This is a genomic window from Aeromicrobium sp. 9AM (assembly GCF_902506105.1).
Lineage (GTDB): Bacteria > Actinomycetota > Actinomycetes > Propionibacteriales > Nocardioidaceae > Aeromicrobium.
The window spans coordinates 1542090-1560343 of record NZ_LR733304.1 but is presented as its reverse complement, the minus strand read 5'-3'; the positions used below and the strand labels follow the sequence as shown (position 1 = coordinate 1560343).

Genomic DNA, 18254 nt, shown 5'->3' with positions numbered 1-18254 from the left:
CCGAGAAGATGAGGAACGAAACATGGTGACAAGGACCAAGCGTCTGCGCCAGGGTGCGATGGCACTCATGGCCGCAGCCGGTCTCGTGGCCGGCGGCATGCAGCTGTCTGCTGCAAGCGCCCATCCGCGCGCGGCACACCAGAGCGGGCGCGCTGCCCGCACGAGGACCCCCATCAAGCACCTGGTGGTCCTGTTCGACGAGAACGTCTCGTACGACCACTACTTCGGCACCTACCCCAAGGCCGCGAACACCGACGGCACGACGTTCCACGCCGCCAGCCACACGCCGAAGGTCAAGAACCTCGTGACCTCCGGCGCGCTCACCAACAACCCCAACGCGTACGCGCCGACCCGCCTGACCCATGCGCAGAACGCGACGTGCAGCCAGAACCACAACTACACGCCGGAGCAGAAGGCCGTGAACGGCGGCGCGATGGACAAGTTCGTGGAGTCGACCAGCGTCGACACCTGCACGGGTCTCTACGGCAGCCCCGGCCTGGCGATGGACTACTTCGACGGCAACACCGTCACCGGCCTGTGGAACTACGCACAGAACTACGCCATGAGCGACAACATGTGGGACTCCACGTTCGGCCCGTCGACTCCCGGCGCGCTCAACCTGATCTCCGGGCAGACGCACGGCGGCACGGCGTACGACCCCAAGACCGGTGCACCGCTGACCGGCTCGACGGCGGTCGCCGGCGCCAACGCCAGCGGTGTCGGCACGGTCATCGCCGACCCCGACCCGGCGTACGACGACTGCTCGAACAACGACCACACGTCGACCTCGGCCGTCGTCGGGATGTCGGGCAAGAACGTGGGGGACCGACTCAACGAGAAGAACATCTCGTGGGGCTGGTTCCAGGGCGGCTTCACGCCATCGACCGCCTGGGACGGCGTCAAGGGTGACTACGCGAAGTGCGAGTCGACCACGACCAACACGATCGGGCAGAACGTGCGCGACTACTCGCCGCACCACTCGCCGTTCGAGTACTACAAGTCGACGTCCAACCCGCACCACCTCGCGCCGAAGTCGCTGGCCGAGGTCGGTCACAACGGCCGGGCCAACCACAACTACGACCTCAGCTACTTCGAGAAGGCCGTCAAGGCCAACACGCTGCCTGCGGTCTCGTTCGTCAAGGCGCCCGAGGCCCACGACGGACACGCGTCCTACTCGAGCCCGCTCGACGAGCAGAAGTTCCTGACGCGCGAGATCAACGCGATCGAGTCGTCGAAGTCCTGGTCGAGCACGGCGATCGTCGTGACGTACGACGACTCGGACGGCTGGTACGACCACGTCGCGCCGAAGATCCTCAACGGATCGGCGGACCCCGCGACGGACCAGTCGGTGTGCACCACCGCTGCGGCCAAGCCGGCGGGCGCGCCGGCCGGCGGCTACGCGGACCGCTGCGGACCGAGCCAGCGGCTGCCGTTCCTCGTGATCTCGCCTTATGCGAAGCGCAACGCGGTCTCGCACAAGCAGCTCGAGCAGCCGTCGGTGCTGAAGTTCATCGAGCAGAACTGGGGAGTCAAGGCGATCGGCGATCACTCGTTCGACGCCCGCGCCAACAACTTCACCTCGATGTTCGACTTCCGGCACCCCCAGCAGCACACCGTGCTGCTGCGGTCTGACGGTTCGGTCAAGGCCAAGCACCACGTCAAGGTCAAGGCGGGCTGACTCTCGGGGACGTCATCCCGGGCAGCCACCAGGGCTTGCCCGGGATGACGTCCTGTGCTCGCTAGAGTGCCGTCATGCCCACACTGCGCGACGTCGTCGGCGTCCTTGACGGCCTCTACGACCCGCGCTGGGCCGACAGCTGGGACGCGGTCGGCACCGTCGCCGGTGAGCCGGATGCTCCGGTCACCAAGGTGCTGTTCGCGGTCGACCCGGTCCAGGCCGTCGTCGACGAGGCGGTCGCGTGGGGCGCCGATCTGGTGGTCACCCACCACCCGTTGTGGCTCAAGGGCGTGACCAGCGTTGCCGCGACCTCGCCCAAGGGGCGCGTCATCCACACGCTTATCAGCAACGGCATCGCCCTGCACACCTGCCACACGAATGCCGACAGCCCACCGCTCGGGGTGTCCGAATCGATGGCGCTGGCGCTCGGGCTCACCGACGTACGCCCGCTGGAGGCCGATCCCGCCGACCCGACCGACACGTGGGTCGTCTTCGTCCCAGAGGCTGACGCCGACCGGGTGGCCGGCGCGATGCACGGGGCGGGCGCCGGGGCGATGGGTGACTACGACTCCACCCAGTTCCAGTCGACCGGCACCGGATCGTTCCGTCCGCTCGCCGGGGCACAGCCGGCGATCGGCGAGATCGGCACCGTCGAGCGCGTGCCCGAGACGCGGATCGAGATGATGGCAGATCGCCGCCTGCGCGAGGACGTACGCTCGGCGCTCCTGACCGCGCACCCGTACGAAGAGGTCGCGTATGACGTGCTGGAGCCCGTCGCCAAAGCTGCAGACCGGGGCAGCGGCCGCATCGGCACGCTGCCGGCCGAGACGACTCTTGCCGCGTTCGCAGCGCAGGTCGCCGACCGCCTGCCGGCACATCACAGCGCGACCCGGGTCGCCGGCGACCCCGACCGGGCCGTTAGCACCGTGGCGCTCTGCGGAGGCTCTGGCGACTTCCTGCTCGCGCGGGCGAACGCCAGCGGCGCCGACGTCTACGTGACGTCGGACCTGCGGCACCACCCGGTCAGCGAGCATCTGGAGAACCCGGGAGCCTGCGCCGTCATCGACGTGCCGCACTGGGCGGCGGAGTGGACCTGGTTGCCGGTCGCCGCTGCCGCTCTCGGCGAGCGACTGCCCGGCATCGAGGCCAAGGTCTCGACGATCGTGACCGATCCCTGGACCTCCCACGTGTCGTGAGGGCGGACCCCTTGTGCGCGCCGTGAGGTGGATCGGCCAGCCGGTACGGTAGCCCTTGTGAAAGCCGACCCCACCGCCCAGTCCGCCCTGCTCGATCTGCAGGCCCAGGACTCCGCCCTCGCGCAGCTCCAGCACCGCAAGAACTCCCTTCCGGAACACGCGCAGATCGAGGACATGCAGGCCAAGGCGAACGAGCTCGACGGGGCCCGCATCGAGGCCGACACCGAGGTGTCCGACCTCAGCCGCGCGCAGAAGAAGGCCGATGCCGAGGTGGAGCAGGTCAAGACTCGTCGCAGCCGCGACGAGGAGCGCCTCAACTCCGGCGCGATCAGCAACCCCAAGGATCTCGAGAGCCTCCAGCACGAGCTCGTCGCCCTCGAGCGGCGCATCTCGACCCTCGAGGACGACGAGCTCGAGGTCATGGAGAAGCTCGAAGAGGCGCAGATCAAGCTGACCGCGCTCCAGGGCGACCTCAACGCCGTCAACGAAGACCTCACGCAGGCGATCGCCGCACGCGACGCCGCGATCGTCGTGCTCGACGAGCAGGCCGCCGCTGCGCAGGCCGACCGGGCGCAGGCAGCGCAGGGCGTGCCCGACGAGCTCATCGCGCTCTACGACAAGGTTCGCGCCCAGTACGGCGGCCTCGGCGCGGCGGCGCTGAGGGCGCGCCGGTGCGAGGGGTGCCGGCTCGAGCTCAACGGCGCCGACCTGCGCGAGATCGCCGCGGCACCGGAGGACGAGGTCCTGCGCTGCCCCGAGTGCGGCCGCATCCTCGTACGTACGGCCGAATCCGGGCTGTGACCGCTCGCATCATCATCGAGGCCGACGGCGGCTCGCGGGGCAACCCCGGGCCCTCGTCGTTCGGTGCTCTGGTTCGCGACGCCGACACCGGGCAGGTGATCGCGCAGCGCGGTGAGACGATCGGCTTCGGCACCAACAACGTCGCCGAGTACTCCGGCCTCATCGCCGGGCTCCGGATGGCACGGGAGCACGCGCCCGACGCGACCGACGTCGAGGTGCGCATGGACTCCAAGCTCGTCATCGAGCAGATGGCCGGCCGATGGAAGATCAAGCACGACAGCATGAAGCCGCTCGCGGCCGAGGCGCAGCGGCTCCTGCCGCCCGGTGGCGTCACCTGGACCTGGGTTCCGCGGGAGCAGAATGCCGCCGCCGATGCGCTGGCCAATGCGGCGCTCGACGATGAAGCGGCCGGAGGTTCGGGCAAGGTGGGCGGGTCTGCGGGGCAGGTGTCCGCGCCCCCGAAGCAGAGCGCGCAGCTCGGCTGGCGTGGGGGAGCGGCCGGCGAGCCGACGACGATCATCCTGCTCCGCCACGGCGTCACGCCGTCGACCGAGCGCAAGCTGTTCTGCGGCAGCGGGGGAACAGACCCAGGACTGACGCCCACAGGTGTCGAGCAGGCTCAACGCGCCGCCGCCTGGCTCAAGCGAATGGGCGGCGTCGACGCGATCGTCTCGTCGCCGATGCAGCGGACCCGGGAGACGGCGGCAGTCGTCGCCAACGAGCTGGGGCTCGACGTCGACCTCGAGGCGGGTCTCGCCGAAGCGGCATTCGGGGAGTGGGATGGCTTCTCCTTCGCCGACATCATGGACCGCTGGCCGGGTGAGCTCGAGAACTGGCTCGCGTCGACTGCCGTCGCGCCGCCCGGTGGCGAGCCGTTCGACGAGGTCTACGAGCGGGTGTCGGCCGCTGCCGACCGGATCCTCGAGGCGTACGCAGGCAGGACCGTCGTCGCGGTGAGTCACGTGACGCCGATCAAGATGCTGGTGCGCCGGGCCCTCGACGCTCCGATGCGGATCATCTACAAGATCGAGCTGTCACCCGCATCGATCACGACGCTGCAGTGGTTCCCAGACGGCGCGGCGTCGATGCGCAACTTCAACCTCGTCCCTGAGTAGTCCCACCAGGTGGTTGAGGTGCGGAGGCCGCCCGCTTCGCACCTCAACCACCAAGCGGTCAGATCTCGGCGACGACGATGTCGAGGCGCTGGCCGTCGCGCTCGACGGTCCAGCCGAGATCGGCCAGCACCGTCTGGAGCTCGTCGAGCGTACGTGGATCGGCGCCCGACTCGAGCAACCCTCGCACGATGCGACCCTTGGTCGCCTTGTTGAAGTGGCTCACGACCTTGCGTACGCCTCGATGCTCGTGGAGCACGCGCATCGTCGCAGTGCGCGGCGCGAGGTCCGCAGGTGGCTTGCCGAGCGCGGTGTACGTCCCGGAGCGCAGGTCGATCAGCAACCCGTCGCCTGCCAGCTCGTGCATGACGCGGGGGAGCGGCGTACGCCAGCGGCCCGCCACCGTGCCCAGCCGGGGCAGCGTGACGTTGCCCGACAACCGGTAAGCGGGGATCAGGTCGTCGGGCCGGAGCAGTCCGAAAAGCGCGCTGGCGATGGCGAGCGACTCGTCGGCGCGCTTGCGAGCGGCTGCATCGAGGCTCGACAGGTCGAGCTCGGAGAACAGCACTCCGGTGTAGATCGCGTCAGCTCGTGCCGTCGGCTCCTCGGGCAGCACGGCGTTGATCGCGATCGCCTCCGCCTGGGTCGTGCCGAGGCCGAGCACGTCCATGGCTCGCTTGGGGTTGCCGTTGCACAGCTTGACGAGCGTCCGCAGCAGCTGGGCGCGGACAGGTGTGAGCCGGCCGAACGAGAGGCTCTCGAGATCGAGCGGTGCGCCGGTCTCCGGACGGGTCTTGCCTTCGGAGGGCGGGAGCAGGATCAGCACGGACCGACCCTAGCGGGACGCACCCTCACCAGATGAGGGACGTCCACGCCCACAGGACGACGGTGCACCCGACGACCAGCAGTGGGGTCGTGGCGAAGCCCAGCACGTGGAACTCGCGCACCGAAGAGAGCGTCTTGCCGCCGGACTGCCGCCACAGCAGATTGGCCAGGGAGCCGATCATCGTCAGGTTGGCCCCGACGTTGACGCCGATGAGCAGCGCGAGGATCGCCACCGGGCCGACCGCGGTCGCAGCCGGCAGCAGCAGGAGGGTCGCCGGCAGGTTGTTGACGACGTTGGCCGCCACCATCGAGATCATCGCGATGACGATCAGGGCGCCGAGCCCGGTGCCGCTGGGCATCGCGTCGCCGAACCAGTCGCCGAAGTCGGTCGTGCCCAGCCACGACACGGCAAGGGCCCACACCAGCACGAACGCGGCCATGGGCAGGTTGGCCGCCTCGAGGAGGTCCTTCCACGTGGTGTTGCGCCGGATCAGCGCGTACGCACCGAGCAGGATCGCGCCGGCGAGGGCAGGGATCCACGGCGTGGTGCCGCTCGCGATGGCCAGCAGTACCGCCACGACGATCGCGACGGGAAACAGCGGGATGGCGTACGGCTCACCGGTCGGTGGCTCGTACGTCTCGCGGAGCTCGGCCCGGAACCACCAGCGGAGCACGGCGTACTCGGCGGCGACCGCGACGATCCACACCGGCAGCATCGCCCAGGTGAACCCGACGAAGGTCAACCCGGTGGCGCTGAACACCAGCAGGTTGGTCAGGTTGGAGACCGGCAGCAGCACCGATCCCGAGTTGGCGATCCGCACCGAGGCGTACGCATGGGAGCGATGCAGGCTGACGCCCGTGGCGGCGATCAGGATCGGCGTCAGCAGGACGACTGTCGCGTCGAGGCTGAGCACGGCGGTCACCGCTGCCGCGAGCCCGATGCTCCACGCGAGCAACCTCGTGCTGGAGCCGGCCGCCAGGCGCGACATGTGACTGCCCAGCACGTCGAACAGGCCTTCGTCGGCGCACGCCTGCGCCAGCACCATGATCGAGACCAGGAACGCGATGGTTTCACTCAGCGAACCCAGGTCATGCGTCACGGCGAGAAGGCTAGCCGACCAGCATCCACACGCCGACGGCGGCGAACAGCAGGGCCGAGACCAGGTGCACGGCCTTGATCGGCAGGACCTGCAGCAGCGCGCGGCCGACGAACACCGCCAGCACGATCGAGACGAGCATGCCGATCGTGCTGCCGATCCAGATCAGCACCCAGTGATATTGCGTCGACAGGGTCATGGTGGCGAGCATCGTCTTGTCGCCCAGCTCCGAGAGCACGAACGCGACACCGACGACGAAGACCGCAGCCCCACCGGTGGCCGGCGGCTTGGGCTCGTCGCCGGCTGCCAGGTGGCGCAGCGTCAGTGCCGCGAAGACGAGGAACAGCACGCCACCCGCGATGCGTACGGCATGCTCCGGCAGCGCGTCGCCGATCGCGTTGCCGACCAGCGCCGAGACGAGGTTGGTGAGGGTGCACGCGATGCCTGCGCCGAGGATCACCGTCCGGGCGCGGTAGCGGGTCGCGAACGTCATCGACATCAGCTGGCTCTTGTCGCCCAGCTCGGCGATGAACACCAACGCTGCACTCAGCAACACCGCGTACATGAAAGAAGCTCCTCGTCCACCTGGACGAAGAGCCGGGATGACAAGCCTTCGACCAGGCATTGTCATCGACAAATTCCGGTCGAAAGTCTCGTCCGCCACCTTGCGGTGGCCTGCTGCACCGGAACCCACAGTTTCGTGGAGTCAGTATGTCGACACAGCCGTTGGGGACTACTCCCTTTCGTGCCTCCAGCCTAGCGGACGGCGCCACGGCACGGTCACGGGCGGTAGTCTGGACGACGCGAATGAGTCGGCCGGGCGGCCGCGGCACCCTTCAACGGGTGTCGAGGAAAGTCCGGACTCCGCAGAGCGACGGTGGTGGCTAACGGCCACCCACGGCGACGTGCGGGACAGTGCCACAGAAATCAAACCGCCAACGGCCCCTCGGGGAACGGGTAAGGGTGAAACGGTGAGGTAAGAGCTCACCAGCGCTCCGGGTGACCGGGGCGGCTAGGTAAACCCCACCGGGAGCAAGACCAAGAGGACATCACGTCGCTTCGGTGACGTGAGGTCTGCGCTGACGGGCTGCTCGTCCAATGTCAGCGGGTAGGTCGCACGAGGCGTCCAGCAATGGGCGTCCCAGATGGATGGTCGCCCGGGCCACTTCGGTGGCCCGACAGGATCCGGCTTACAGGCCGGCTCATTCGCCCCTCAGGCATCGTCGTCCGGATATCCTGACAGCATGTCCACGGATGAAGTCGTGACCCCGAAGCAGGCGTCGATTGCGGGCCCGTTCGCGCGGCTGTTCTTCCGGTTCAATGCCATCGCGTGCTGGCTGTTCATCCTGTTCTGGCCGGCGATGTTGCTCCTCGACCAGGTCCAGCAGCCGTGGTGGGGTGCCTCGTTGACCATCCTCGGATTCGTGGCCGTCATGGGCCTGCTCGGGGCCTGGATGTGGCACGAGGCGAACCTGGCGCGCGACGACACCGAACGCCTGCTGCGCGACGGACGCGACGCGATCGCGGAGATCATCGACCTCGAGGTGACCGATCCGGGCGACGGGTCGCACGACGTGGCCCGCCTGCAGCTGCGGATCAGCGGTGACGAGGTGCCGGAGTTCCAGGCCTTCTATCGGGACGATCACGACAAGAAGGCGTTCGTGGTCGGAGCCAGGCTCAAGGCCGTCGTCGATCCGTCCGACAACCTCTTCACGCTCGTCGTGCTCAAGCGTCGCTGAGGGCGCTCAGCCGGCGTCGGCGAGGTGCAGCGAGTGCTGGATCGCGAGGGCGTCGAACTGCCACGTGATCTCGCGGACGATGTCGACGATGTCGGGGTCGTCGGTCTGGATCGTGACGACGAGGTGGCGGTTGTTGTTCCAGCCCGGGGCGTCGATCGTGATGTCCGGAATGGCACCCAGAGCGGTGGAGACGGTGGTGAACGCATCGTCGCTGCTCATCTGCATGTTGAGTACCACTCGATGCATGGTTGACCTCCTCGTCTGAGTCCCCACATCTAGAACGACCGCGGGGGCTGGAAGTTAGGCGTGGTCGCCATCACGTGCCGCGTAGGGTGGAGATGCCCCGCCGGCGTACGTCGGCAGCGGCTGCACCGGAAGCATCAGACGCCCACGATTTCCCAGGAGTTCTCCTTCATGAGCACTGTGCCCACCATCGCCCTCAACAACGGAGTCTCGATTCCCCAGCTCGGCTTCGGGGTCTACCAGGTCCCGCCCGAGGACACCAAGGGAGCGACGCTGACGGCCCTCGAGGTCGGCTATCGCCACATCGACACCGCGGAGATGTACGGCAACGAGCGCGGCGTCGGCGAGGCCCTGCGTGAGTCCGGTCTCGAGCGCTCCGAGGTGTTCGTCACGAGCAAGCTCAACAACGGCTTCCACGCCCACGACGACGCCATCGCGGCGTTCGACGAGTCCCTCGAGGTGCTGGGCTTCGACCACCTCGACCTGTTCCTCATCCACTGGCCGCTGCCGGGCATCGACGTCGACTTCGTCGAGACGTGGCAGGCGCTGGAGGAGATCTATCGCAGCGGCCGGGCCAAGTCGATCGGCGTCTCCAACTTCCAGGCCAACCACCTGCGTCGACTGGTCCAGGAGACCGAGATCGTGCCCGCGGTCAACCAGATCGAGGTGCACCCCTACCTGACGAACGACGACGTCCGCGCGGTCAACACCGAGCTCGGCATCGCGACCGAGGCTTGGTCGCCCATCGCGCAGGGCCTCGTGCTGGACGATCCGGTCGTCACCGGCATCGCCAAGGACCACGACCGCACTCCGGCGCAGGTCGTCCTGCGCTGGCACATCCAGCGCGGCGACATCGTCTTCCCCAAGTCGGTCACGCGCAGCCGGGTCGAGGAGAACTTCGAGCTGTTCGACTTCGAGCTCTCCACCGCCGACATGGGACTCATCACGGCCCTCAACAAGGACGAGCGCACCGGCCCCAACCCCGACGAGTTCAACTGGATCCCCTGAGCGACACGATCGCCGACTGTCACCAACAGTTACACCCGGCGGCGCCCGGGGGATACGCTTCGGGCCATGAGCGAACACCACCCGCCCGAGCCGTCGTCGACCTACACGTACGCGGTGGGCGCAGGGCTCGGGATCCTGGTCGGCGGAGCGATCGGTCTCTTCGCCGGGGACGACCTGTTCCTGCCCGCAGCGATCCTCGGCGCCGCCATCGGCATCGTGGTCGCGTTCCTGGTCAAGGCCTTCTTGCGCTGACCCGTCAGGACAGGGTCAGGATCTCTGCGCCGTCGGCGGTCACCAGCAACGTGTGCTCGAACTGAGCCGTGCGCGACTTGTCCTGCGTCGTCGCGGTCCAGCCGTCGTCCCACATGTCCCACTCGACCGACCCGAGGGTCAGCATGGGCTCGATCGTGAACGTCATGCCCTGCTCGATCACGGTGTCGAACGACGGATCGTCGTAGTGCGGGATCACGAGTCCGTCGTGGAACGCCGGCCCGACCCCGTGCCCGGTGAAGTCGCGCACGACGCCGTAGCCGAAGCGTTTGGCGTACGACTCGATGACCCGGCCGATCACGTTGATCTCGCGGCCCGGCTTGACCGCGCGGATGGCCCGCATCGTGGCCTCGTGCGTACGTTCGACGAGCAGCCGTGACTCCTGGTCGACGTCGCCGACGAGATACGTCTTGTTGGTGTCGCCGTGCACGCCACCGATGAACGCCGTGATGTCGATGTTGACGATGTCGCCGTCCTCGAGCTGCCGGTCGTCGGGGATGCCGTGGCAGATGACCTCGTTGACGCTGCTGCACAGCGACTTCGGGTAGCCGCGGTAGCCCAGGGTGGACGGATAGGCGCCGTTGTCGACGAGGAACTCGTGGCCGACACGGTCGAGCTCGTCGGTCGTGACGCCGGGCCTGATCGCGGCCTCGACGGCGTCCAGCGCCTGCGCTGCGATCCGTCCGGCGATCCGCATCGCCGCGATCGTCTCGGCGTCGCGCACGTAGGGTCCGCGGTAGGGCAGCGGCGCGATCTGTCCGACGTACTCCGGCCGCTCGATCGACGTCGGCACGGCACGTTCGGGGGACAGGCGGCCGGCAGTCAGGACAGTCACCCGCCGAGTCTAGAGAACGCAGGCGAACACGGGTTGAGGCAGGATGGGGGACATGAGCATGGAGGCAACGAGATGAGCGACGGCAAGTTCTACTACTGCACCAAGCACAACACGGTCGAGGGCGAGGAAGGGTGTCGCGCGGCCGATCGCCTCGGGCCGTACGACACGGCCGAGGAGGCGTCGCACGCCTACGAGATCGCCGCCGAGCGTACGAAGAACTGGGACAACGACCCCGACTGGAACGACGACGCCGAGCAGCCCAAGGAGTGAGTCGCCGCAGGCTTCAGCTCGATCGATCGGGTCCCTGGATCGCGGTTGTCGGGCTGTTCATGGTGCTGTGGTGCTCGGTGTCGACCGGCCTGTTCGCACCGTGGTGGGGGGTGGTGATCGCGTTCGCGCTGCTCGTCCCGCAGGTGTGGCTCGTCGCGCGGTGGGCCCGCACCCGCCCGCGGCTCACGATTGTCGTGCCGGTCGTCGGCCTGGCGCTGTGGGCCGGCCTGGCCTGGTTCGGCGCCGTCGTCTGGGACTGGAGCCCGTAGGCCGTGGAAGTTCCTTGAGCTTGTCGAAAGGAATCCTTTCGACAAGCTCAAGGGACGTGCACTTGCGTCAGCCCTCGGCGGCGTGCTCGGCGAAGATCTGGTCGAGCACCCGTTTGGAGCCCGTGTCCCGATGCTCGGCGTACGTGATGAGGGCCTTCCACAGCGCCCAGCCCCGCCCGCGCGCCCACATGCGGGGATCGACGCCGAGCGTATGTCGGAAGGCGGCCCGGCTCTCGCCGTCCAGGAGCGTCCACGCGATCACGACATCGCACGCCGGGTCGCCGACTCCTGAGGTGCCGAAGTCGATGACCGCCGACAACCGGCCGTCCCTGACCAGCAGGTTGCCGGTCGCCACGTCGCCGTGGAACCACACGGGCGGACCGGACCAGTCGGAGCCCAGTGCCTCGTCGAGGATCTGCACCGCGGTGTCGGCGGGGATCGCGTCGCCGAGCTGGGCGATCGCGTCGCGCGCCTCATCCTCGTACGTCTGGAGCGGACCGCCGCGGAAGAAGTTGTGCCGCCCGGGTCCTGGTCCGTCGGTGGCGTCGATCGCCCGCAGGGCGGTGAGGAAGCCGGCAAGGTCGGTCGCGAATGTCGTCAGGTCACCGATGGTGTCGGGGCTTGCCGGTCGGCCCTCGATCCAGCGATAGATCGACCAGGCGTACGGGTAGCCCTCGTCGGGTTCTCCTTGCGCGACTGGTTCGGGGATGGGCAGCGGCAGGTGCGGTGCGAGCCGGCGGAGCCAGCGTTGTTCCTTCTCGACCTGGAACGCGTACCAAGGCCCCGTCGGGAGGCGGATCGACATCGTGTCGCCGAGGCGGAACGTCCGGTTGTCCCACCCGGCCAGGTCCACCGGGCGGACCGGCAGATCGGCCCACTGCGGGAACTGGGCAGCCACGAGGCGCTCGGCCAGCGCGATGTCGATCGTGTCGCGATCGACGGTCGGTCCCCCCGAGGTGCCCAGCACGCGGTCAGCTCTCGAAGGAGTGCTCGGCCGCAGGGAAGGAGCCGTTGGCGACGTCGTCGGCGTACGCCTTGGCGGCGTCGAGCATGACGCCGTGCAGGTCGGCGTAGCGCTTGACGAACCGCGGCGCCTTGCCGGTGCGCAGGCCCATCATGTCCTGCCACACGAGCACCTGGGCGTCGCAGTCGATGCCGGCACCGATGCCGATCGTGGGGATGCGCAGGGCCTTGGTCACCTCGGCAGCGACTGGCGCCGGCACCATCTCCATGACGATCGCGAACGCCCCGGCGTCCTCGAACGCCTTGGCCTCGGCGATGAGCTTCTCGGCCGCTTCACCACGGCCCTGCACCCGGTAGCCGCCGAGGTTGTGCTCGGCCTGGGGGGTGAACCCGATGTGCGCCATGACGGGGATGCCGGCATCGGTCAACAGCTGGACCTGCGGCACCATCGGCAGGCCGCCCTCGAGCTTGACCGCATGCGCGTTGGCCTCCTTCATGAACCGCACGGCGGTGTCGAAGGCCTGCTCGGGCGAACGCTGGTAGGAGCCGAACGGCAGGTCGGCGACGATCAGCGCGCGGCTCGTCGAGCGAGTGACGGCGCGGACCAGCGGGATGAGCTCGTCGACCGTGACCGGCAACGACGTCTCGTTGGCGAACACGTTGTTGGACGCGGAGTCGCCGACAAGCATCACCGGGATGCCCGCCTCGTCGAACGTGGCGGCGGCGTACTGGTCGTACGCCGTGAGCATCGCCCACTTCTCGCCGCGCTCCTTCATCTGCTGGAGATGGTGGATGCGGATCTTGCGGATCGGTGTGCTTCCAGCCGGGGCAGGTGCCGCGGGTCCGGAGCCGTACGGGGCGGCCTCTTCAGGGGTGGCGTCAGCCATGGTGATTCTCCTTGTCGTCTCGCAGCTCCTCACGGAGTCCACGGATGTCTCCAGCGTGCCAGAAACCGGGGGAGTTGCAGACGTGAGACTCGTTACAGCTTCTCGCGCCACCGGTGCGTGATGGGGACGCGCCGATCGCGGCCGAAGTTGCGGCGCGACACCTTGGGTCCCGGCGGGTACTGGCGACGCTTGTACTCGGCCCGGTCGACCAGCGTGATGACCCGCTCGACCAGTGCCGGGTCGAAGCCCTCGGCGATGACGTCGGCGGAGCCGAGGTCGCGCTCGACGTACGCATCGAGCACGGCGTCGAGCAGGTCGTAGGGCGGCAAGGAGTCCGAGTCGAACTGGCCCGGCCGCAGCTCCGCCGACGGCTGCTTGGTGATCGTGTCCTCGGGGATGGGCGGTGTCTCGCCACGCTCGGCTGCGATCTGGTTGCGCCACTTCGCGAGCTCCCACACCAGCGTCTTGGGCACGTCCTTGATCGGGGCGTACGCGCCGACGGCGTCGCCGTAGATCGTCGAGTAGCCGGTCGCGAGCTCGGACTTGTTGCCGCACGCCAGCACGAGGTGGCCGTGCTGGTTGGACAGGCCCATCCAGATGACGGCGCGGATGCGGGCCTGCAGATTCTCCTCGGCGAGCCCGTCGAGGTGCAGGGCCTCCTGGTAGGCGTCGAAGATCGGCGCGATCGGCACCGTGTCGAGCGACAGTCCGGTGCGACGGGCCTGCTCGGCGGCGTCGGACCTGGAGTGCTCACTCGACCAGGCGCTGGGGTTGGAGACGCCGAAGACGTTCTCCGGGCCGAGGGCGTCCACGGCGATCGCCGCGACCAGGGTCGAGTCAATGCCGCCGGACATGCCGAACAGGACCGACTGGAAGCCGTTCTTGTGGACGTAGTCGCGCAGCCCGACCACGAGCGCGGTCCAGATCTCCTCGTGGCGCGGCATGCGCTCGTTGGTGACGGTGGGCAGCGGCTCGTACGCCTCGAACGGTGCGGAGCTGATGATCGTACGTTTGATCGTGAGGCCACCGAATCGCTCATCGGCGTCGGGCATGGTCGGGGTCGCGGCCGGCAGGTCGAGGTCGACGACGAGCAGCTCGGGCTCGAACTGCCCCGACCGGCCGAGCACCGTGCCGGCGGCGTCGACCACGATCGAGTCGCCGTCGAAGACCAGCTCGTCCTGGCCGCCGACGAGGTTCACGTACGCCAGCACGCACTCGCCCTCGCTGGCCCGGCGTGCGCACAGTGCGAGGCGTACGTCGTCCTTGTCGGCCTCGTAGGGCGAGCCGTTGGGCACGACGAGCAGCGCGGCATCGGCGGCCTTGGCGGCAGCCGACGGTCCGTCGCGCCAAAGGTCCTCGCAGATCGCGAGCGCGACGTCGATGCCGCCGATCTGGACGATGTTGATCGTGTCGCCGGCCACGAAGTTGCGGATCTCGTCGCCGACGCCGTAGTTCCAGAGGTGGTGCTTGGCCTGCCGGGCGACGATCTCGCCGCCGTGCATGACAGCGACGGAGTTGGTGGGGGCGTTCTTGGGGATGCCGACCTTCTCGGTGACGTCCTGCGCGTGGTCGAGGAACCCGACCATCGCGACGACATCGCCGCAGCCCTCGTCCTTCAGGCGTACGGCGAGGGCTTCGGCGGCTGCGCGGGACGCCTTGATGAGCGACGCCCGCATCGCGAGGTCCTCGATGGGATAGCCCGTCAGCATCATCTCGGGGAACACGACCAGGTGGACGCCCTTGGCGACGGCCTGCTTGCAGTAGTCCACGACGAGGTCGGCGTTGGCGGCCAGGTCCCCGACAGTGGCGTTGACCTGGGCAAGGGCGAGTCGCATCTGGGGCACGAGTTCAGCCTATCGAGCGTAGCGATCTGCCACTGGGTCGAGCCGTTCAGGTTTGCGACACAAACTAGTTTGACAATTGACTCGCACGCCTCTAGGTTTGCAGCACCAACCAGTTTGGAGGACGAGATGGAGCGCAAGGAGATCGAGACCGCGGTGGCGGAGAACACGCAGTTCCGTGGCTTGTACGGCGTGGTCGGTGGACTGCTGGCCATCCTCGCCGCGCTGCGCAACGCTGCCTGGGGACCGTTCGAGCACGAGTGGGCGTTCTTCGTCGGCGTGATCGTCCTCGGTGGACTGACGTGGTCGGTGCACAGCTTCTACACGACCCATTTCGGGCGGGCCAAGCAGTCGGCGAGAACTGAGCGGCGCCAGATAGTCACGGCTCTCATCGGGATCCCGCTGGTCATCGTGGGATCGCTGTGGCTGTCGAGCCGTGCCTCGTGGTCGCTGAACCTGCCGGTCAACTCCACCGCGATCACGTTGGGACTCGTCTTCCTGCTGTCGTTCGGTGCGTCGGTCGGCCTCCGGCTCCATCACGCCGTGATCTTCGGAGGACTCGTGGTCATCGGTGCGCTGCCCGTGTGGGAGCGAGCTGGCGAGAGCGGCAACACCGCCCTGTGGATGGCGGGCATCGCGATGATCATCAGCGGCGTTCTGGACCACCGCCTCCTGGTGCGCCGGTTCGGACCTGCGTCGGCGACGGACAGCGAGGCCGAGCGTGCTGGACTCTGACGACGACTTCGTGCTGGACCGGCTGATCCACGAGCCCGGGCGGCTGGCGATCCTGACGGTGCTCTCGTCGGTCGCCGACGCCGACTTCGTGTTCCTCCAGCGAACTACCGGCCTCACGAAGGGCAACTTGTCGAGCCACCTCACCAAGCTCGAGGACGCAGGTCTCGTGACGGTCGAGAAGCGATTCGTACGCAAGAAGCCCAACACCAAGATCACGCTCACCGAGGACGGTGCCGGACGGGTCGCCCGGCACTGGGCGCAGCTGGAGCGGCTGAGGTCGCTGTCGAGCCGGGAGATGCCGTGAGGCCGGGCTCGCGCCGAAGGCCCCTGTAACAAGCCCGTAACACGTCGTCGTCACACTGTGAGCATGGGAAAACAGGAAGACTTCGTGCTGCGCGCCCTCGAGGAGCGTGATGTCCGGTTCGTACGTCTGTGGTTCACCGATGTGCTGGGCTCGCTGAAGTCTGTCGCCATCGCACCGGCCGAGCTCGAAGGCGCGTTCGCCGAGGGCATCGGCTTCGACGGCTCCGCGATCGAGGGCTTCGCCCGGGTGCACGAGTCCGACATGCTCGCGATGCCCGACCCGTCGACGTTCCAGATCCTCCCGTGGCGCGGCGAGACGCCCGCGACGGCGCGTATGTTCTGCGACATCCTCATGCCCGACGGCACGCCGTCGTACGCCGATCCGCGCCACGTGCTCAAGCGCACGCTGCAGAAGGCGGCCGAGGCGGGATTCACGTTCTACACGCACCCCGAGATCGAGTTCTACCTGTTCAAGGGCAAGCCGGGCGTCGGCGAGCAGCCCGTGCCGGTCGACGACAGCGGCTACTTCGACCACACCGCGCAGGGCGGCGGTCAGGACTTCCGCCGCGAGGTCATCACGATGCTCGAGAACATGGGCATCTCGGTCGAGTTCAGCCATCACGAGAACGGTCCCGGCCAGCAGGAGATCGATCTGCGCTACGCCGACGCGCTCTCGACGGCCGACAACATCATGACGTTCCGCACGGTCGTCCGCGAGGTCGCGCTGAGCCAGGACAAGTGGGCGTCGTTCATGCCCAAGCCGTTCACGGCGCACCCCGGCTCCGGCATGCACACGCACGTGTCGCTGTTCGAGGGCGACGAGAACGCCTTCTACGAGGCCGGCGCGGAGTACCAGCTGTCGCAGACGGGTCGCGCGTTCATCGCCGGCGTCCTCGAGCACACGCCTGAGATCACCGCGGTCACCAACCAGTGGGTCAACTCCTACAAGCGCCTGGCCGGCGGGGGAGAGGCGCCCAACTACGTCTGCTGGGGCCACAACAACCGTTCCGCGCTCATCCGCGTGCCGATGTACAAGCCGCACAAGGGCGGCTCGGCACGCGTCGAGCACCGCGGCATCGACTCGGGCTGCAACCCCTACCTGGCGTTCGCGCTCGTGCTGGCCGCCGGCCTCAAGGGCATCGAGGGCAAGTACGAGCTGCCCGCCGAGGCCGAGGACAACGTCTGGGGCCTCAGCGAGAACGAGCGCAAGGCAATGGGCATCGCCCCGCTGCCGCGCAACCTCGACGAGGCGATCCGCACGATGGAGAGCAGCGAGCTGGTGGCCGAGACGCTGGGCGAGCACGTCTTCGACTTCTTCCTGCGCAACAAGCGGGCCGAGTGGCAGGACTACCGGTCCCAGGTCACGCAGTTCGAGCTCGACCGCCTCATGCCGATGGTCTGAGGTTCACGGCAGGTCGAACCGGAATGCGTACGTCTCGTACGGCAGGCGTAGCGACCCGTCGGCATCAGCACGCTCCTCACCGAGCTCGCGTACGCCTGACAGCACCTGCTCGCGCTCGTGCTGGGGCATGACGATGACGTAGCTGCGCGAGGCAGCAAGGGCGACGAGGGTCTCGACATCGATCACGTGGTCCCAGGCGACGACGAGCCGCTCGTACGCATCGAATGGACCCACGACGGTCGGGCCGTGCGCACGGATCTTGTCCATCTGACCTGCTGAGTCCGCCCCGGCGAGCGCTTCGCCCAGTCGCGTGACCCACTCGTCGGCGTCCGACCGATAGTTCCAGACCAGGCCGAGGCGGCCCGGTCGCCGAACCACCCGCCCCACCTCGGCAGACGCGCGCGGAACGTCGACCCAGTGCCAGGCCTGGGCCATCGTCACCAAGCCCGCCGACCCGTCATCGAGGGGCAGATCCTCCGCGGAGCCGGGGCGCGAGTCGACGGACGGGAGCTGCGCGGCCAGGACCGCGCGCATCCCGTCATCGGGCTCGACCGCGATCACGCCGTCGCGGCGAGCGGCCAGGGCGGCGGTGAGCTTGCCGGTCCCCGCCCCGACGTCGACGACGGGGCCGTCGACGCCCTCGAGGAGCCAGTCCACGACCTCGTCGGGATATGGCGGGCGCGCGCGGTCGTACGCTCCGGCGGCCGCGCCGAACGAGAGCGCGTGTTGGTCAGGGGTCGTCACGACTTCCATGGTGCATCACGGTGTCGAGTAGCCTCA

The 18254-nt window shown here is 68.3% G+C and carries 21 protein-coding genes and 1 other RNA gene; 13 read left to right on the top strand and 9 right to left on the bottom strand.

The features are described from left to right. Positions 1–22 precede the first annotated feature (22 nt). From BOSE46_RS13915 to BOSE46_RS13900, 4 genes are all read left to right on the top strand, one after another. Positions 23–1678, top strand: coding sequence for a phospholipase C (locus tag BOSE46_RS13915; protein WP_159540804.1), 1656 nt, complete (start codon positions 23–25; stop codon positions 1676–1678). 74 nt (positions 1679–1752) lie between these two features. After that, the gene (locus BOSE46_RS13910) at positions 1753–2874 is read left to right on the top strand and encodes a Nif3-like dinuclear metal center hexameric protein (protein ID WP_159540803.1); all 1122 of its coding nucleotides are present in this window, start codon (positions 1753–1755) and stop codon (positions 2872–2874) included. 57 nt (positions 2875–2931) lie between these two features. Continuing rightward, entirely contained in the window at positions 2932–3675 is a 744-nt protein-coding gene (locus BOSE46_RS13905; protein ID WP_236551754.1) for a zinc ribbon domain-containing protein, read from the top strand. Next, positions 3672–4790: a bifunctional RNase H/acid phosphatase gene (locus tag BOSE46_RS13900; protein WP_159540802.1), complete on the top strand. Its 1119-nt coding sequence runs from the start codon at positions 3672–3674 to the stop codon at positions 4788–4790. Before BOSE46_RS13905 ends, BOSE46_RS13900 begins: the two co-directional genes overlap by 4 nt. Before the next feature lie 58 nt (positions 4791–4848). Here the strand turns inward: BOSE46_RS13900 and BOSE46_RS13895 are convergent, their stop codons facing one another. From BOSE46_RS13895 to BOSE46_RS13885, 3 genes are read right to left on the bottom strand one after another with little or no spacing between them, the layout of a single operon-like run. Then, a complete protein-coding gene (locus BOSE46_RS13895; protein WP_159540801.1) occupies positions 4849–5613 on the bottom strand; it encodes a YaaA family protein in 765 nt (254 codons plus the stop codon). Between the two features lie 25 nt (positions 5614–5638). Then, positions 5639–6712, bottom strand: a complete 1074-nt coding sequence (locus BOSE46_RS13890; protein ID WP_159540800.1) for an SLC13 family permease — start codon at positions 6710–6712, stop codon at positions 5639–5641. A gap of 10 nt (positions 6713–6722) precedes the next feature. Then, entirely contained in the window at positions 6723–7274 is a 552-nt protein-coding gene (locus BOSE46_RS13885; protein WP_159540799.1) for a TMEM165/GDT1 family protein, read from the bottom strand. 243 nt (positions 7275–7517) lie between these two features. Here BOSE46_RS13885 and rnpB point away from each other — a divergent pair. After that, positions 7518–7918, top strand: an RNA gene (gene rnpB, locus BOSE46_RS13880) — RNase P RNA component class A. Positions 7919–7953: 35 nt separating this feature from the next. Beyond that, positions 7954–8448 (top strand): hypothetical protein, encoded by a 495-nt coding sequence (locus tag BOSE46_RS13875; protein WP_159540798.1) that lies wholly within the window; start codon positions 7954–7956, stop codon positions 8446–8448. Positions 8449–8454: 6 nt separating this feature from the next. On the opposite strand, the gene BOSE46_RS13870 is transcribed toward BOSE46_RS13875, so the two are convergent. Next, positions 8455–8694 carry a hypothetical protein gene (locus BOSE46_RS13870; RefSeq protein WP_159540797.1) on the bottom strand — a complete coding sequence of 80 codons (240 nt, stop codon included), beginning with the start codon at positions 8692–8694 and terminating at the stop codon, positions 8455–8457. 168 nt (positions 8695–8862) lie between these two features. Between BOSE46_RS13870 and BOSE46_RS13865 the strand changes: the two genes are divergently transcribed. Further along, positions 8863–9699 (top strand): aldo/keto reductase, encoded by an 837-nt coding sequence (locus tag BOSE46_RS13865; RefSeq protein ID WP_159540796.1) that lies wholly within the window; start codon positions 8863–8865, stop codon positions 9697–9699. Positions 9700–9765: 66 nt separating this feature from the next. Continuing rightward, a complete protein-coding gene (locus BOSE46_RS13860) occupies positions 9766–9951 on the top strand; it encodes a hypothetical protein (protein WP_159540795.1) in 186 nt (61 codons plus the stop codon). Between the two features lie 4 nt (positions 9952–9955). Here the strand turns inward: BOSE46_RS13860 and map are convergent, their stop codons facing one another. After that, the gene (map, locus tag BOSE46_RS13855; RefSeq protein WP_159540794.1) at positions 9956–10804 is read right to left on the bottom strand and encodes a type I methionyl aminopeptidase; all 849 of its coding nucleotides are present in this window, start codon (positions 10802–10804) and stop codon (positions 9956–9958) included. A 72-nt stretch (positions 10805–10876) separates the two neighbouring features. Between map and BOSE46_RS13850 the strand changes: the two genes are divergently transcribed. Both BOSE46_RS13850 and BOSE46_RS13845 read left to right on the top strand, forming a co-directional pair. Next, positions 10877–11074 carry a hypothetical protein gene (locus tag BOSE46_RS13850; protein ID WP_159540793.1) on the top strand — a complete coding sequence of 66 codons (198 nt, stop codon included), beginning with the start codon at positions 10877–10879 and terminating at the stop codon, positions 11072–11074. Then, positions 11071–11343, top strand: coding sequence for a hypothetical protein (locus tag BOSE46_RS13845; protein WP_159540792.1), 273 nt, complete (start codon positions 11071–11073; stop codon positions 11341–11343). The genes BOSE46_RS13850 and BOSE46_RS13845 overlap by 4 nt, the downstream gene beginning before the upstream one ends. A gap of 67 nt (positions 11344–11410) precedes the next feature. Here the strand turns inward: BOSE46_RS13845 and BOSE46_RS13840 are convergent, their stop codons facing one another. The 3 genes from BOSE46_RS13840 to BOSE46_RS13830 all read right to left on the bottom strand — a co-directional run bounded on the left by BOSE46_RS13840 (position 11411) and on the right by BOSE46_RS13830 (position 15028). Next, on the bottom strand, positions 11411–12310 hold the full coding sequence (locus BOSE46_RS13840) for an aminoglycoside phosphotransferase family protein (protein ID WP_371415516.1): 900 nt from the start codon (positions 12308–12310) through the stop codon (positions 11411–11413). 4 nt (positions 12311–12314) lie between these two features. Beyond that, the gene (panB, locus tag BOSE46_RS13835) at positions 12315–13193 is read right to left on the bottom strand and encodes a 3-methyl-2-oxobutanoate hydroxymethyltransferase (RefSeq protein ID WP_159540791.1); all 879 of its coding nucleotides are present in this window, start codon (positions 13191–13193) and stop codon (positions 12315–12317) included. Positions 13194–13285: 92 nt separating this feature from the next. After that, a complete protein-coding gene (locus BOSE46_RS13830; RefSeq protein ID WP_236551849.1) occupies positions 13286–15028 on the bottom strand; it encodes an NAD+ synthase in 1743 nt (580 codons plus the stop codon). 135 nt (positions 15029–15163) lie between these two features. Here BOSE46_RS13830 and BOSE46_RS13825 point away from each other — a divergent pair, with 135 nt between their 5' ends. From BOSE46_RS13825 to BOSE46_RS13815, 3 genes are all read left to right on the top strand, one after another. Beyond that, the gene (locus BOSE46_RS13825) at positions 15164–15769 is read left to right on the top strand and encodes a hypothetical protein (protein ID WP_159540789.1); all 606 of its coding nucleotides are present in this window, start codon (positions 15164–15166) and stop codon (positions 15767–15769) included. Continuing rightward, the gene (locus BOSE46_RS13820) at positions 15756–16073 is read left to right on the top strand and encodes a transcriptional regulator (RefSeq protein ID WP_159540788.1); all 318 of its coding nucleotides are present in this window, start codon (positions 15756–15758) and stop codon (positions 16071–16073) included. Before BOSE46_RS13825 ends, BOSE46_RS13820 begins: the two co-directional genes overlap by 14 nt. A 63-nt stretch (positions 16074–16136) precedes the next feature. Continuing rightward, positions 16137–17474 carry a glutamine synthetase family protein gene (locus BOSE46_RS13815; protein ID WP_159540787.1) on the top strand — a complete coding sequence of 446 codons (1338 nt, stop codon included), beginning with the start codon at positions 16137–16139 and terminating at the stop codon, positions 17472–17474. Positions 17475–17477: 3 nt separating this feature from the next. Here BOSE46_RS13815 and BOSE46_RS13810 read toward each other — a convergent pair whose 3' ends face one another. Next, positions 17478–18218, bottom strand: coding sequence for a class I SAM-dependent methyltransferase (locus tag BOSE46_RS13810; protein WP_159540786.1), 741 nt, complete (start codon positions 18216–18218; stop codon positions 17478–17480). Positions 18219–18254 lie beyond the last annotated feature (36 nt).